At 45.7% G+C, this 14,691-nt stretch carries 13 protein-coding genes; all 13 read left to right on the top strand.

Features of this window, described 5'->3' with window-relative positions:
* Nucleotides 1-2: 2 nt before the first annotated feature.
* A complete protein-coding gene (locus tag GCU85_RS02475) occupies nt 3-671 on the top strand; it encodes an OmpA family protein (RefSeq protein ID WP_152809012.1) in 669 nt (222 codons plus the stop codon).
* 244 nt (nt 672-915) lie between these two features.
* Entirely contained in the window at nt 916-1,620 is a 705-nt protein-coding gene (locus GCU85_RS02470; RefSeq protein WP_152809010.1) for a tetratricopeptide repeat protein, read from the top strand.
* Between the two features lie 106 nt (nt 1,621-1,726).
* Nucleotides 1,727-2,509, top strand: coding sequence for an SPOR domain-containing protein (locus GCU85_RS02465; protein WP_152809008.1), 783 nt, complete (start codon nt 1,727-1,729; stop codon nt 2,507-2,509).
* Between the two features lie 12 nt (nt 2,510-2,521).
* Nucleotides 2,522-3,382: a CvpA family protein gene (locus GCU85_RS02460; RefSeq protein ID WP_152809006.1), complete on the top strand. Its 861-nt coding sequence runs from the start codon at nt 2,522-2,524 to the stop codon at nt 3,380-3,382.
* Nucleotides 3,383-3,523: 141 nt separating this feature from the next.
* Nucleotides 3,524-4,816, top strand: a complete 1,293-nt coding sequence (locus tag GCU85_RS02455) for a homoserine dehydrogenase (protein WP_152809004.1) — start codon at nt 3,524-3,526, stop codon at nt 4,814-4,816.
* A 45-nt stretch (nt 4,817-4,861) separates the two neighbouring features.
* Nucleotides 4,862-6,553 carry a single-stranded-DNA-specific exonuclease RecJ gene (recJ, locus tag GCU85_RS02450; protein ID WP_152809002.1) on the top strand — a complete coding sequence of 564 codons (1,692 nt, stop codon included), beginning with the start codon at nt 4,862-4,864 and terminating at the stop codon, nt 6,551-6,553.
* Between the two features lie 6 nt (nt 6,554-6,559).
* Nucleotides 6,560-7,960, top strand: coding sequence for a threonine synthase (gene thrC / locus GCU85_RS02445; protein ID WP_152809000.1), 1,401 nt, complete (start codon nt 6,560-6,562; stop codon nt 7,958-7,960).
* Nucleotides 7,961-8,195: 235 nt separating this feature from the next.
* A complete protein-coding gene (locus GCU85_RS02440) occupies nt 8,196-10,682 on the top strand; it encodes a hypothetical protein (RefSeq protein WP_152808998.1) in 2,487 nt (828 codons plus the stop codon).
* A 182-nt stretch (nt 10,683-10,864) separates the two neighbouring features.
* Nucleotides 10,865-11,197 (top strand): 30S ribosomal protein S6, encoded by a 333-nt coding sequence (rpsF, locus tag GCU85_RS02435; protein ID WP_152808996.1) that lies wholly within the window; start codon nt 10,865-10,867, stop codon nt 11,195-11,197.
* Nucleotides 11,198-11,210: 13 nt separating this feature from the next.
* The gene (gene rpsR / locus GCU85_RS02430; RefSeq protein ID WP_152808994.1) at nt 11,211-11,408 is read left to right on the top strand and encodes a 30S ribosomal protein S18; all 198 of its coding nucleotides are present in this window, start codon (nt 11,211-11,213) and stop codon (nt 11,406-11,408) included.
* 10 nt (nt 11,409-11,418) lie between these two features.
* Nucleotides 11,419-11,868, top strand: a complete 450-nt coding sequence (gene rplI, locus GCU85_RS02425; RefSeq protein ID WP_152808992.1) for a 50S ribosomal protein L9 — start codon at nt 11,419-11,421, stop codon at nt 11,866-11,868.
* A 232-nt stretch (nt 11,869-12,100) separates the two neighbouring features.
* A complete protein-coding gene (locus tag GCU85_RS02420) occupies nt 12,101-13,072 on the top strand; it encodes an NHL repeat-containing protein (RefSeq protein ID WP_152808990.1) in 972 nt (323 codons plus the stop codon).
* A gap of 180 nt (nt 13,073-13,252) precedes the next feature.
* Nucleotides 13,253-14,662, top strand: a complete 1,410-nt coding sequence (gene dnaB, locus GCU85_RS02415; protein ID WP_152808989.1) for a replicative DNA helicase — start codon at nt 13,253-13,255, stop codon at nt 14,660-14,662.
* Nucleotides 14,663-14,691: the final 29 nt, after the last annotated feature.

The raw sequence follows: 14,691 nt of genomic DNA, 5'->3' as shown, positions 1-14,691 counted from the left end.
AGATGAAGCGAAAAAACGTTTATCTTGCCATCGGGTTAGGCTTGGCGTTAAGTGGTTGTCAGTCACTAACTGATGGACAAAAAACTGCACTAGGTGCATTAGGTGGCGCGGCTGTCGGTGGCGTGATTGGGCACCAAGTGCATGACGAAAGAGGCCGCTATGTTGGTGCCGTGTTAGGGGCGCTGGCAGGTGGGACCATTACGCATTATATGAATCAACAGCAATCGCAGTTAGAAGATGCGGTCTCAGGCACGGGTATTACGGTCACCCGTATTGATGATTCGACAATCAAGTTAAATATTCCGAATGCGATTACCTTTGATGTCAATCAAGCGAATTTAAAACCCACTGCGCAAAGTGCGTTGACACAGGTTGCTGGCGTGATTAATCAGTACCCTGAAACAGCCGTTCATGTGCTTGGTTTTGCCGATAGCACTGGTCAAGCGGCGTATAACTTAGACCTATCACAACAGCGTGCGACGTCTGCAGGCAATTATTTAGCAAGCCAAGGTGTTGTGTCTGGTCGTATTGTTGCGCGTGGTTATGGTGAGCAGTTTCCCATTGCCAGCAATGACAACGAAGCAGGTCGTGCGCAAAACCGCCGTGTAGAAGTCTTTATACGCGCCATTCAGCAAGGCAACGAGCAAGCAGCGTATAGCCCAATTTACTAATAAGGCTTGCGATTAAGCACAGACTACACTTGACGAAAAGGCGTGAGGGTTTCTCTCATGCCTTTTTTGCGCTAGCAGTTAAAGTCGGGCAGTTAAAATCGGGCAGTTAAAATCGAGTCGGTTAGGCTAATACGGTTAGATGTGTCACTGAGGTAGGCAGCAAAATCATGTCCCAAGAAAATATCCAAACAGATTGTTTTAAGCGGTTGTTGGTTACCTTGTTTTTACGATTAGGTTTTTCGCCGTGTCTTTAATTATTTGGCTTGGTTCGGTTATTTTGGCGTTTTTCACCATTCCTGCGGATAGGTTGGATCAAACACCCGAAGCGCATGTCAAAGCCCTTGGAAAGGCCAATAATTTGATGCGGCCATTTTGGTCTAAGGCAATCAGAGAAAAACATGTATCAGCAGAAATACGGGCGGCGTTTAAAGAAGCGACTGCGATTTATCGTCGCGTGATTGCGCAAAATGATGACGCGTGGGAGGCTTATTTGTATCTTGGGCGTTCTCAGCGTGCTTTTCAGCGACCAATGGAGGCATGTCAGACGCTTACGAAAGCGTATGAATTAATGCCTGAAAATTTATCGGTTATCAGCGAATATGTATTGGCCTGTTTGGAGGCTAATGATATTAAAACAGCCTACCAAGTATTAAAACCCGCAGCCAAATCATTTCCAGATGATTATCTGCTTAAAAAGCAAATAATCTACATTCTTATTCTGTCGAAGCAGCCGCAAATGGCACTGACGGCTATAGATAATTTAATCCGTCAAATACCAAGTCATAGTAAGAATCATGCGCAATTTTTGGCAGAGGTGAATGGTTTGCGTGAATTCTGCGTCCGCTTGTTAGCCAATCAAGTGATGCCACCAACAACGATTTATCAGCTATTGAAAAAAGCTGAGCAACTAACTGTTTTTGATGTTAATAAAATATTGGCGACGGCGTGATTTGGCGGTGTATGCTAAAACCACGGCAGGTTTTTAAATCTGTCAATGACAATTCGGGATTGACTCGGTATAATGACAGCCTTTATTAACTCGTCTTAGATAAGGAATGAATACGTTAGTTAGAAACCCAGTAGTGAGAAATAGAGTAATAGGTGGTTTGGTTTTGTCCGTTGCGGCATTACTGTTTATTCCTGCCATATTGACACCCAAAAACGACACATTGCGTAATCCTGATTTTCAGGTGAGCATCAACCCACCGAACGCGTCAACAAACCAGGCGTCAACTAGCCAAGGTGGTGTGGCGCAGCCTGAACTGTCGATCAACGAGAGCGATAACGCGATAGCGCAGCCTAGTCTCACCTTAGAATCGTTGGCAACGGCGGATGCAGCAAGTAATGCAGCAAATAACCCTGCAAATAACGCTGATGGCAATAAAGCAGATAACCTAATTCCCATTGCGTTGGAAAGCTTGGGTGATTCAGAAAGTGGCAGTACAACGAATAGCACAACGAATAGTGCAACGAATAACACCGCGAGTAATGCAACAAACAATTCAGCGGCTACTGCAGCCGCTGGGGTAACGGCTGGGAACTCAAGCGCATCGGTTTCGCGTCCAATTAACCAAGCCCCACAAACGCCAATTGATTCATCACAGGTTGATGCAGAAATTACTTGGGTTAGGGTCGGTAGTTTTGCGGATTTAGAAAATGCGACAAAATTAGCCTCAATGCTAAAGCGACAAAACTTCCCCGTTAAAACAGAAACCACCGCCGTTGACGACCAAACCTATCAGCGCGTGTTGGTTGGCCCGTTCACGGATGACAAAGAAATGCAAAAGGCTTTTGATAAAATCAAAGCCAATGGCTACAATCCAACGATTCAGCGCTAAGGGAGATAACCGATGGGATTTTTAGAAACAGTAGGTCTGCTGGACGCTATTTTTATTGGTATTTTGGTGATTTCTGTCATCGTGGGGTTAATCCGTGGCGGTGTTCGTGAGATTTTATCTTTGGTTGGGCTTGCGCTCGCGATTTATTGTGCACTGACGTTTTCTGAGGCGCTGTCTAATCAGTATGTCTCGCAATTTTTTGAGCAACCACGCGTAAGCTATATCATTACCTTTGCATTGATTATTATTGGTGTGTTGTTTTCGGTTGCGCTGGTCAATTTGCTCATTAGCCAGTTGTTAAAGGCAAGCGGCTTGTCTTTTTTGAATCGTTTTTTTGGTATGTTGTTTGGTATTGTTCGTGGCGCGCTGATTTGTTGTATTGTTGTGTTTGTCTTGGGCTTTATCCCCGGGGTTGCCGAGAAAAATTGGTGGAAAGTCTCGACAACGGTACCTATCTTTAAGGTCATTACAAAAGAGCTATTGACCTACCTACCCAAAGAGATTGCGGACTATTTTGAAGCGAGTAAAGACGAGGTTGGGAAACTAACAGAACGACTTGCCCCGACAGCCGAAGGCGGCGATGCCACAGAGGCGACTTCAAACACGTCAGGAACAGCAGCTCGAACAGCAACCCGCCCAGACCCTCTGGCGGAAAAAATGCAGGCCATTGATGAACAAAATAAGCCAGTCGATAGTGAGACGCAGCAAGCAATCTTAAACTCTATCGCTGAAGACGCGCCAGCCATTAATTTGGAATCAGCGAATGAGGGCAACTCAGCCTCAGCGCCTGATAATCCCGCCGTCACCCCAAATACTGAGAATGCGGAGAATACTGATAAAGCGGAGCTCATCCTCGAGTCATACTCACAGTAGTGGAGGTGGCGCTTGGGAGGTAGTGGACAATGATCAGTGGACAGTGAGCAGTGAGCAGTGAGAACACCGCTAAGAACAGCGATAATAAAATAACAAAAAAGCAGCAAAAAGTGACTGGCATATAGCTAAGGCAGAAAACACATGAAAACATTACGATTAGGTATTTTAGGTTATGGCACTGTGGGTCAGGGCATTGTTGCATTGCTGCAGAAAAATCAACTATCTTGGCAGGATAAAACAGGCTGTAACGTAGTTGTCACTGCCATAGCCAAAAGAAATTGGGATGGTATTGATAAGCCAGTAGGTATCGATTGCATCAATGACGCGACAGCGATTGTCAATCGTGATGATGTTGATGTGGTGTTAGAGTTAATCGGCGGTGAAGAAGCCGCTTATGAGTTGATTTTGCGTGCAATTGAAAACAACAAGCACGTTGTTACCGCCAATAAAGCATTGATTGCCAGCAAAGGTCGTGAGATTTTTGCGCGTGCTGCTGAAAAAGGCGTGCAAGTTGCCTTTGAAGCCAGCGTTGCGGGTGGGATTCCGATTATTAAATCCCTTAAAGAAGGGCTGATTGCCAATGAAATTAATTCGGTCGCGGGCATTATCAATGGGACGAGCAATTACATCTTGACCGCGATGCGTAACGAAGGCCGTGCCTTTGGTGAGGTGCTTAAAGAGGCACAGGATTTAGGTTATGCTGAATCAGACCCGACATTTGATGTTGAAGGGATTGATGCGGCACATAAGCTGACGATTTTAGCGTCCATTGCTTATGGCGTGGCGCTTGATTTAGACAAAGTGGAAATTGAAGGGATAAGCCACATTGCGCCTCAGGATGTTCGCTATGCCGAGACATTAGGCTACCGAATTAAGCACCTTGGCGTTGCGTTACGCCGACCAGAGGGGATTGAAATTCGTGTCCATCCGACATTAGTACCCGAAACGGCGCTGATTTCAAAAGTTGATGGCGTAATGAATGCCGTTAGGGTCTTTGGTAATGCGGTTGGTGAAACGCTATTTTATGGCGCGGGCGCAGGTTCATTGCCGACCGCTTCAGCGGTAATGGCTGATGTGCTTGGCTTGGTTACGAACTTGACGGCAGGTCATGTGTCGCCGTTAGGCTACGCGAATAACAGCAACCATTCGACACGCGTGTTGCCCGTTGCCGAACACCAAAGCGCCAATTATTTACGATTTTCCGTTGAGGATAAACCTGGCGTGTTGGCTGATGTGACAAGAATTTTTGCGAATCAATCCATTAGCATCGAAGCGTTATTGCAACAAAAAGAAAGCGATAATGCGGTCTACGTCCCTATCGTTATTGTCACGCCGGTGGTGAATGAGGCCGATTTGCAAACGGCAATAACGCAAATTGCTCAGCTAGATGCGGTGCAAGGTGATGTCCATCGAATTCGAGTTGAAAAATTTTAACAAGTTAATTGATAAAGAATTGATTTGATAAAACGATAGCCGCGCGTGAAATTACAAGATAACCCCTGTTATATTGAGCTAGATAACTACCCTATCGACTTTTCTCCCTGTCACCGCCGTGTGTTATCTGGGCGTCAGATTGATACAGCAACGCTAAAAAAACCACTAACTGATTTATATTCAGTGTCACAGTTGTCTCAGGCTAAGTCCGCTGCCATACGACTTTATGACGCAATACAGGCAGGGCAGCAGATTGTCTTAGTCGGGGATTATGATGCCGATGGTGCGACGTCAACTGCGCTGGTGCTGTCTGTGTTGCAGCCATTGGGTGCAAAGGTAGTGAGTTTTATTCCTAATCGGTTTGAAATGGGGTACGGGTTGTCGCAAGCGGTGGTCGATGCGGTGTTACCATTGACTCCAGATATCGTTATGACCGTTGATAATGGAATTACCGCGAATGCAGCTGTTGATAGCCTAAAGCAACACGGTGTGGCGGTGATTATTACTGACCACCATTTGCCGACGCATTGTTTGCCTGATGCCGATGTTATCGTCAATCCGAATCAACCCAGTTGCGATTTTCCCAGCAAATGTTTGGCTGGGGTTGGTGTGGCGTTTTACGTGATGCTCGCGCTACGCCAAATTTATCGAGAGCGCGGCGATGCACGCATTGATGCGGTTGATTATTCAGCGTTGCTTGCGTTGGTGGCGATTGGCACGATTGCGGATGTGGTCGAGTTGGATTATAACAATCGTATTTTGGTCGAGCATGGGTTGAAACAATTGCGCCATAATCGCGCAAGTATTGGCATCAATGCGTTATTAGAAGTCAGTGGTTGCGATAAAAAGACACTGAGTGTTGAAGAAATTGCGTTTCAAATTGCCCCGAGATTAAATGCAGCAGGGCGTGTGGCCGACATGCAGTTGGGCGTAGATTGTTTGTTGGCCAAAACCCCAATGTTGGCCAAAGACTACGCGCTAGAACTAGATCGTCTCAATCGTGAACGTAAAGCAATAGAAAACGAGATGAAAGCCCAGGCGCAAGTATGGATCGAGCAGATACCCACAGCCAATCAGCCAGTGATTTGTTTGTGTGACGAGACGTGGCACGAAGGGGTGATTGGTATTTTGGCGGGACGGCTAAAGAGTCGTTATCAAAAAACGGTGTTTGTTTTTACCCAAAATAATGGCTTGCTCAAAGGTTCTGCTCGTGCAGCAGAAGGTGTCAACTTGGTGCAAGCACTCAATGCGATGGCAAGTGACTACCCTGAAATGATTCGTCATTATGGCGGGCATGCCAAAGCCGCAGGGCTTTCTCTGTTGCCTGCGCATTTTGTACAATTTTCAACCCTTATTAATCCGATTATTGACGCGCAATTAACGGCAAATCCACCCAAGCAGGTCGTCTTGACCGATGGTGAACTGTTGCCTTATGAGATGAATGTTGATAATGCAATCTTTCTGAAAACGTTGGAAGTTTGGGGGAATGGCATGCCGATGCCACGTTTTCGTAATACCTTTTTTATTGATGCGATTCGAGGTGTTGGTGATAACCATGCACAATTATCATTAATTGAGCAACAAAGCGGACGGCACTTCAAAGGCATTGCTTTTGATAAATTTAAAGATTATTATAAATTTAGACAAAACACCCATCAAATTGCCTATCAGTTAAACGTTAATCATTGGCAGGGTAAGCACCAGCTGTCCTTGCAAGTAATTCATATTGAGGAATAAAGACAAATGAAATATGTTAGCACACGCGGTAAAATGCCACCGCAAACGTTCACCGAAACGCTCGTTATGGGGATAGCGCCTGATGGTGGTTTGGCGGTGCCAGCGGTTATCCCCCGTGTTGATAGCGAGACATTGACGCGCTGGGCTGGATTAAGTTACCCAGATTTGGCTTTTGAGATTTTTTCGTTATTTATTGATGATATTCCATCCAAAGATTTGCGAACCATCGTAAACCAAGCCTATAATGCGGATAATTTTGGCGATCAAGCCATTACGCCACTACGTTTTTTGGATGAAAAAACCGCCATTTTAGGGCTGTCTAATGGGCCAACATTGGCGTTTAAAGACATTGCGATGCAGCTAATCGGACATTTGTTTGAGTATGTATTGGCGCGTAATAATCAGCGTCTAAATATTATTGGCGCAACCTCGGGTGACACGGGTTCAGCGGCTGAACATGCCATGCTGGGCAAGCAGCGAGTGAATGTTTTTATGCTGTCTCCGCACGGGCGGATGTCACCTTTTCAACAAGCGCAAATGTATGGACTTGACGAGCCCAATATTTTTAATATTGCGATTAAAGGGGTTTTTGATGATTGTCAAGATATCGTCAAAGCCATTAATGCGGACGCGGATTTCAAAGAAAAATACCACATTGGCGCGGTGAATTCGATTAATTGGGCGCGAATCATGGCGCAGACGGTCTATTATTTTAAAGGGTACTTTGCTGCCAAAGCGGCAGGCGTTGACGAGCCGATTTCTTTTTGTGTGCCATCGGGTAATTTTGGTAATGTCTATGCGGGTTTTGTCGCCAAGCGGATGGGGTTGCCGATAAATAAATTAATTGTTGCGACCAATGAAAATGATGTATTGCATGAATGCTTGCAGACAAAGCAGTACCGAGTGAGAACCGCTGCGCAGGTGCTGGAAACCTCTAGCCCGTCGATGGATATCGGTAAAGCATCTAATTTCGAGCGCTATGTCTATCATATGTTGGGCGATGATGCGGGTGAATTAGCCGCACATTGGGCGGTATTAGCCTCGACTGGTGTATTGGATTTGAGCGATTTGTCAGCATCAATTGAATCATCAGGCTTGGTGTCGGGGCAATCGTCTCACGACAATCGGCTGGCAACCATTCAATCGGTCTATCAGCAATCAAACGATTATATTGACCCGCATACCGCTGATGGGGTTTATGTCGCTAAAACGTTAGCAGCTCCTGGGGTGACGATTTGCCTTGAAACAGCGTTGCCAGCCAAATTTGAAGACACCATGCAGGCGGCCTTGGGTAAAATACCACCAAGGCCCGCAGGGTACGAAGGCATTGAGACGAAAGCAAAACAGGTGATTGTTTTGGAAAATGAGGTTGATGCGGTCAAAGCGCTGGTGATGAACAATGCCTAACGAAGTGACATGACTAATACTAGTAGCGTAACAGCGTATCCGTGTGGGTCGTTTGTTGGGGTGGTTGCTTGGTTAGTCGTAATCGTGGCCGTGATTGTTGATAGAGCAGTATTAACACAGTAACTAGGGTAACTAGGATAATAACACAATAAGGATTTCTCGTCATATGGCTAACCAAATAATTGCTAATGAATGCAGCCGGGCAGCTCGCTTGAGGATTAGCCTAGCCATAGACATGAACAAAAAACGCGGTATCAGCCTACTATGCACTATCGTGGCGTTAGTTGGTATGATATCGTCTGCCGCCGCCACAACAATAGCGCCTGGCGTATCATCGGCTGAAAGCACTGCGACAACTGGCGCCGCCAGTGATGCGGTAAAGCAATCAGTCGACCAACTAGCTGTGCAATCAGCCGAGCCACTAGCCGAGACATTAGCGCAGATAGAAAATGCCGCCGTGATGGCCATCGATAGGCGGTTTTTGACGGTCATTCAGCTATTTAATCAGCAATTTCCTGACGCCCCCCCCGTTAATCTGGTGTTTCAAGATAATCAATACGCGCTACAACAACAGCAGCGAATCATTGCTCGGTTTGAGGACTTAGGATTTTATACGCTGCACGAAGGACTGCGATTAACGGCGGCAGCATTGATGGGCACGCAGTCTAAAATTACCCAACGGATTAATAGAGATTTGTCGCAGTTGCCACTGACTATTAATGAGTTAATTGCCAAAGCGATAGCGCACAATACCCAAGCACAAACTGATGATGAATCCTTGGCAACGGTGGCGCAACACCTGGTGCTGATGAATTTTTTGGTAGAAGATACGCTAGATGCGATGGATATTGTGCAAGCCAATAGTTGGATGCTCGTGGCGTGGCTAGAGTCTCGTACAGGCGTTAGAGATGATGGGCTATTAACGCTACTGGCGCATAATTTAGGATATACCGTTTTTGCCGAGCATACCGCTGCAAAGCTGGGTGACCACCCATTGACCAATTTTTATGATACCGAGGCGATTACAGGCAATACGCCGATTGCGACGTTGTTTCGAATTAAAAAAGCCGCGCATTACCAAGATGTTGCCGCGTGGCAAGATCAAGTCTTGGCGTTACAGGGCAAGCCAGTGAGCCTCACCCACATATTGTATGGATTAAGGCATCTCGATGCCTACCAAATTCGTTCGAAGTATCTTTTGTTATATCCGCTGATGGTTTATCACGATTTTTTGGGTAGCAAGGAAATGAATCACTTGGTTTATCAATCAGGCAGCTTGCGCTTGGATATTGACGCGATAGATGAAATGAGCCATGCTTTAGCAAAGCCAGTGGATTTTTCCCCGAGTTTGTTGATTAATCATTTCGAGCAAGCAATTCATAAGCAAACGCCGTTGCCTGTGGGTGGTGTTTTGCATGAAGCGGTATTGATTAATTATTGGCAGTCTCGTTTGCTTAATGCCTATTACGACATGGCGGTATATTTGACTGAAATTGAGTCGAATCAGTTGTTGGCAGAGCGGTTGCTGCGTGTTTTTGCTGAAAATGCGCATTCGCAAACGGGATTGTTGTTGTACCGCTGGTTTAGGGTGATGGCGGCTCAAGAAGACACTTATCAGCAGGCCGTTGACCAGTTTATTTTGATTGCGGATTCGCCGCTTGCCTCAGTGCCAATTTTGACCGCATTGTTAGATAGGCAATACTACTTGCGCCCGACGGTGACTGCGGCTTATTTGGCTGGGCGCGAGACGCTATTTTCGCGGCTGGATTCACGCTATCACCACCAAACGAAACGGTTTAGAATTAACGCACAGTCAGGCGGTGAATTACTTTTTTCACTGAAAAAGAATCACTATCGGTTGAATCAAGACGTGCTAATTGGGTTAAATCATCTGGGGGATGTGGCGTTAATTCAGCAAGCATTAACCTATAGCGAGCAACCCAATGACCGTGTGGCATTGTTGAATTTGTTGTTTCAATACGGTGCCGGCGATGCGCAGGCGCTGACCGAGCTAAAAAAACACTATGAGGAAAAGGGCTCATTTTTCATGCTAAAAAATTATGTGGATGCACTGCTAATGCAGTCAACCCGCTTGGTAAATGACTCTGCAAGCGACTCGGCAAGCGGCTCGATAAGTCACTCCGAAAGCCAGGCAACAGTGGCGCGCGAGTGGCAAAAAACACAACAATCCCCTCATCAAACGAGCAATAATTACGCGGATGAAGCGATTCAAGCATTGGATGAATGGATTACACAACGGCGCGATATCTCGCGGCGCGATTATTTAGAGTTGATTAGCCTAATTGCCCGTGCCAAAGCCGCTGATGGGGATTTGAGCAATGCATGGCGAGCAATATTCCCTACATTGGGTTATCGCTATCCGCCTGCCATGCGTGTAGCCGCTGATGTGAGCTTGGCGCAGAAAAAAATCACACAGACGCAGCAAATTATTGCGGATTATAAACGCCTACACCCGTCGACATTATCGTCTTTGGCGTATCAATTGCGCAGCCTGTTACTGCAACAAAAATATGACAGCGCGTTGGATTTAGTGACAAATTGGTACTTTCCCCTGAGTGCAAAACAGTTTCAGCAATATGTGATTCATCCTATTCGCACTATGCCGTTGACCGATGCCGAGAAAAAAGCCCTGTCAGCTATAGTGTCCAATAGCACCATTAGCCATGAGCGCAAAGCGCAACTCAGTGCAGTGCTGCAATGAAGCGTTACAATGAAGCGCTACAATGAAGTGTCAGCGCCATCGCGATGCGATTGATAACAGATTAATAACATTAATCACGCAAAATAATCAGTTGCAGTTTAGTGTGTTATCGGTATAATAGCTGCTCTCCTTGCCACTGAATACTCAGTGGCTGTTTAACTAATATCCGTAAGGGGCTTTAAATGAGACATTATGAAATTGTATTTATGGTGCATCCTGATCAAAGCGAGCAGGTACCAACCATGGTCGAGCGTTATACATCGATTGTCAAAGAAAATGGTGGTGCTATCCACCGCGCAGAAGACTGGGGTCGTCGTGTGCTAAGTTATCCCATTAACAAGATTGTTAAAGCGCACTATATGCTAATGAATGTAGAGTGTGATCAAACATCGCTAGATGAAATTGAAAATGCATTTAAATTCAACGATGCGATTTTGCGACATTTGATTGTTCGCCGCGATGAGGCCATTACTGAGCCTTCTCCATTGGCGAAAACTGACAAAGATAAAGCATAATTGGGAGGATAACATGGCTAAAATGAAACGAAACCAAGCAGAAAATATTGATTACAAAGAGCTAGATGTACTGAAAAGCTTTTTGACAGAAGCTGGGAAAATTGTCCCAAGTCGCGTCACAGGCGCATCTGCTCAGCAACAAAAACGAATTGCCAAGGCGGTTAAACAAGCCCGATTTTTGGCGCTAATTCCTTACACAGATAAGCACTAAGGAGCTCACCATGCAAGTTATTTTACTCGAAAAAATTGCCAAATTAGGTGGGTTAGGTGACCAAGTAAGCGTTAAGCCTGGGTACGGAAGAAATTACTTAATCCCCAAAGGAAAGGCAACGCCAGCAACCCCTGCGAATATCGAAAAATTCGAAGCGCGTCGCGCTGAGCTTGAAAAGGCGGCGCAAGCGCTATTGGATGCTGCACAAGCCAAAGCCGATGCGGTTGCCGATAAAACAATCATTATCGAAGCCCAACAAGGTGGCGAAGGCCGTTTGTTTGGTTCGGTAACCTCGATTGATATTGTCGAAAAAGCAGCAGCCATGGGACTTACTATCGAACGTAATGAAATTCGTATGCCAACGGGTCCTATTCGTCAGACAGGTGAGTTTATTATTCCATTGCATTTTCATGCAGACGTTGATGCTGAAATTACCGTACAAGTGATTGGTATTGATTAATTCCATTGATTAATTTCATTGATTGAATTAGTCTTGCCTGTGTATCTCAATGTAGTTATACACTAGCGCGTAATCCACGCTAAGTATTGCGTTGAGTGTCACACTAAGTGCCACCTTGAATGCAGGTTTAGACAACAAAAACCCCGTCGCCGACGGGGTTTTTGTTGTCTAAACCAGAGAGATGAAGTACAATTTTTATTTAGTTTATTTAGATGGAATAAGGAGTTTTGTGATGAAAAAAATAGCTGTTGTTTTGTTTTATTTGTTGGCGAGTTTTTCGTTACTTCCCTCTGCTAAAGCGGCTTTTTATGCGGTGAAAACAGCACTCACTAATCCGACTACAGCGGCACAGAACTCAGTCCTCATAACGATTGATGATAGCGCTTTGCCGTTGACGGTAAGCACTGCGACGCGAATTACGCTGTCAGGGTCTGGCGCGACAGTTTTTTTGGATGGGCTTGCACTAACCACGGCAGGGCAGTTATTCGGATTTGTCAATGCAAGCTTAGTGTTGGAGAATCCACCTGCCACCGCTACTAGTCAATTAGTGCGCATAGACCCTGTTACCGCCATTGCGACACCGATAGGTTCGCCGATTGCTGCTGCAAGTATTAATGGCGCTGCATTTGATCGTAGCGGACGCTTGTATGCTATTAATGTGGTTGATCAGAATTTGATGGAACTTGATCCTGCAACAGGTGCGGTGCTTTCTTCGTTGCCATTGCCAGCATCCCTGACGCCCACCGATATGCGTGACAGTGATTTGGCGTTTGATTTGAATAATAACGCCTATATTGCAGAACGAAGTGTCGGTATTTATCCGTTAGATGTTGCTACTGGTACATTAGGCGCGGTGGTGCCAGGTTTGATTGATGCTTATAATGGATTGGCTTTTTTAAATGGTAACGTGGGTGTTTATTTAGAAGAAACAGCTGCTGACGAGATTGGTGTTTTTTGTGGCATCAACGATCCTATTTTACTTGGGCCTAAATTAAATTTGTCTGCACCACCTGTGTCGACATTAGTAGGGAATGCTGGCCCAATGGATTTAGCGGGGATGCCTACTTCGGTATTTGGTTTATGTTCTCCACCACGCATTGCTAACGTACCTAGTTCAAATATGGCGACCTTGCTAATGTTGTTCTTAAGCTCAGCGCTGGTCGGGTTGTTTGTGCTGACAATACGGCGCCGTCAATTGATATGATTTTGTTGTCGGATACTGCTGAGAAATACGATAACCCTGGTAACATCGGGCTTTGACCAGTTTTCGCTATTTTTCTTTATTGTTGATTGATGGGTATTCTGGCATAAAAGCGCTATAATGCCCTATCTTTTGATAAAATAACCAAACAGGTTAAACAATGCAAGTAGCGCCGACAAACCCATGAATGAATCCGTATTTTCTAATGCCGCTGAAAAGCGTCTAAGCCAATTAAAAGTGCCGCCTCACTCTGACGAGGCAGAGGCTGCCGTGATTGGTGCACTATTAATTGACAATAATGCTTGGGATAAGGTCTCGGAAGAAGTATCCTCGAACGATTTTTACCGCCAAGCGTATCGGATGATTTTTCGCGCAATCGAGGATTTGGTCGCTAAGTTTCAGCCCTTTGACCCTGTGACGGTGATTGATGCGTTACGCGCTAACGAAGACTTGGCGGCGATTGGCGGCGAGGGCTATATACTCGAAATTGTCGAGCGCACGCTTTCCAGTGCAAATGTCGGTGTCTATGCCAAATTAGTCCGTGAAAAGTCCATTTTAAGGCAGTTGATTGATGCCAGTAGCGATATCGCTGAACTTGGGTATTTTCCAGGTAAGCGTGAAACCAAGCACGTATTGGATTTGGCAGAGAAAAAAGTATTCGACATTGCCGAGCAATACGAAAGCAACAAACGCACCGGTTTTTTGCCAGTCAACCAAGTCGCGGCAAAAACGATAAAACGCATTCAAGCACTGTCAAAGATGGACAGTGTTATTACCGGTGTTCCCACGGGCTGGAAAGATTTAGACGAAACAACCTCGGGCCTAAATAAAGGTGACTTGGTCATTGTTGCGGCACGGCCATCGATGGGTAAAACCGCGTTTTGTTTGAACATTGCCACCAATGTCGCCTTGGAAAAACGTCAAAATGTCGCGTTTTTCTCGTTAGAAATGCCAGGCGAGCAGCTAACCATGCGTTTAATGGCCGCACTTGGACAAATCAATCAAACCCATTTGCGGACAGGCAAACTACAAGACCAAGAGTGGAACAAACTTCGTAATGCGGTTCATTTGCTCTCAGACGCACCCATCTTTATTGATGATAACCCAGGGTTAACACCGACAGAATTGCGCGCCAAATGTCGTCGTTTAGTGCGTGAGAACGGCGAATTAGGCCTCGTGATTGTTGACTATTTGCAGCTGATGGAAGTGCGGGATAGCAACGAATCGCGGGTAACGCAGGTATCTGAAATTTCGCGCTCACTAAAAATGCTGGCCAAAGAGTTTGACTGCCCCGTGATGGCGTTGTCTCAGCTAAATCGAAGCCTGGAGCAGCGACCCAATAAACGCCCCGTGATGTCAGATCTGCGTGAATCAGGTGCAATCGAGCAAGATGCGGATATAATCGCCTTTATTTATAGGGATGCAGTTTATGCAGGTGAGAACGAACAGGATCGAGCGCGTGATCGAACCGCAGAGATTATTATCGGCAAACAGCGTAATGGTCCCATTGGTACCGTTAAACTCACGTTTATGGGGGAGTATACACAGTTTGTCGATTACGCGCCAATGACGAATGATGTCCCGTTTGAATAATGCCACGTTTGAATAATGCCTCGTTTGAA

The sequence above is a fragment of the Ostreibacterium oceani genome (assembly GCF_009362845.1).
GTDB classification, from domain to species: Bacteria; Pseudomonadota; Gammaproteobacteria; order Cardiobacteriales; family Ostreibacteriaceae; genus Ostreibacterium; species Ostreibacterium oceani.
This window is presented reverse-complemented; position numbering and strand designations above follow the sequence as displayed.

Excerpts from the sequence above, each read along its gene's own strand:
- GCU85_RS02475 (WP_152809012.1), top strand. The coding sequence starts at position 3 with ATGAAGCGAAAAAACGTTTATCTTGCCATCGGGTTAGGCTTGGCGTTA.
- GCU85_RS02465 (WP_152809008.1), top strand. The coding sequence starts at position 1,727 with ATGAATACGTTAGTTAGAAACCCAGTAGTGAGAAATAGAGTAATAGGT.
- GCU85_RS02460 (WP_152809006.1), top strand. The coding sequence starts at position 2,522 with ATGGGATTTTTAGAAACAGTAGGTCTGCTGGACGCTATTTTTATTGGT.
- GCU85_RS02455 (WP_152809004.1), top strand. The coding sequence starts at position 3,524 with ATGAAAACATTACGATTAGGTATTTTAGGTTATGGCACTGTGGGTCAG.
- thrC (WP_152809000.1), top strand. The coding sequence starts at position 6,560 with ATGAAATATGTTAGCACACGCGGTAAAATGCCACCGCAAACGTTCACC.
- GCU85_RS02440 (WP_152808998.1), top strand. The coding sequence starts at position 8,196 with ATGAACAAAAAACGCGGTATCAGCCTACTATGCACTATCGTGGCGTTA.
- rpsF (WP_152808996.1), top strand. The coding sequence starts at position 10,865 with ATGAGACATTATGAAATTGTATTTATGGTGCATCCTGATCAAAGCGAG.
- rpsR (WP_152808994.1), top strand. The coding sequence starts at position 11,211 with ATGGCTAAAATGAAACGAAACCAAGCAGAAAATATTGATTACAAAGAG.
- rplI (WP_152808992.1), top strand. The coding sequence starts at position 11,419 with ATGCAAGTTATTTTACTCGAAAAAATTGCCAAATTAGGTGGGTTAGGT.
- GCU85_RS02420 (WP_152808990.1), top strand. The coding sequence starts at position 12,101 with ATGAAAAAAATAGCTGTTGTTTTGTTTTATTTGTTGGCGAGTTTTTCG.
- dnaB (WP_152808989.1), top strand. The coding sequence starts at position 13,253 with ATGAATGAATCCGTATTTTCTAATGCCGCTGAAAAGCGTCTAAGCCAA.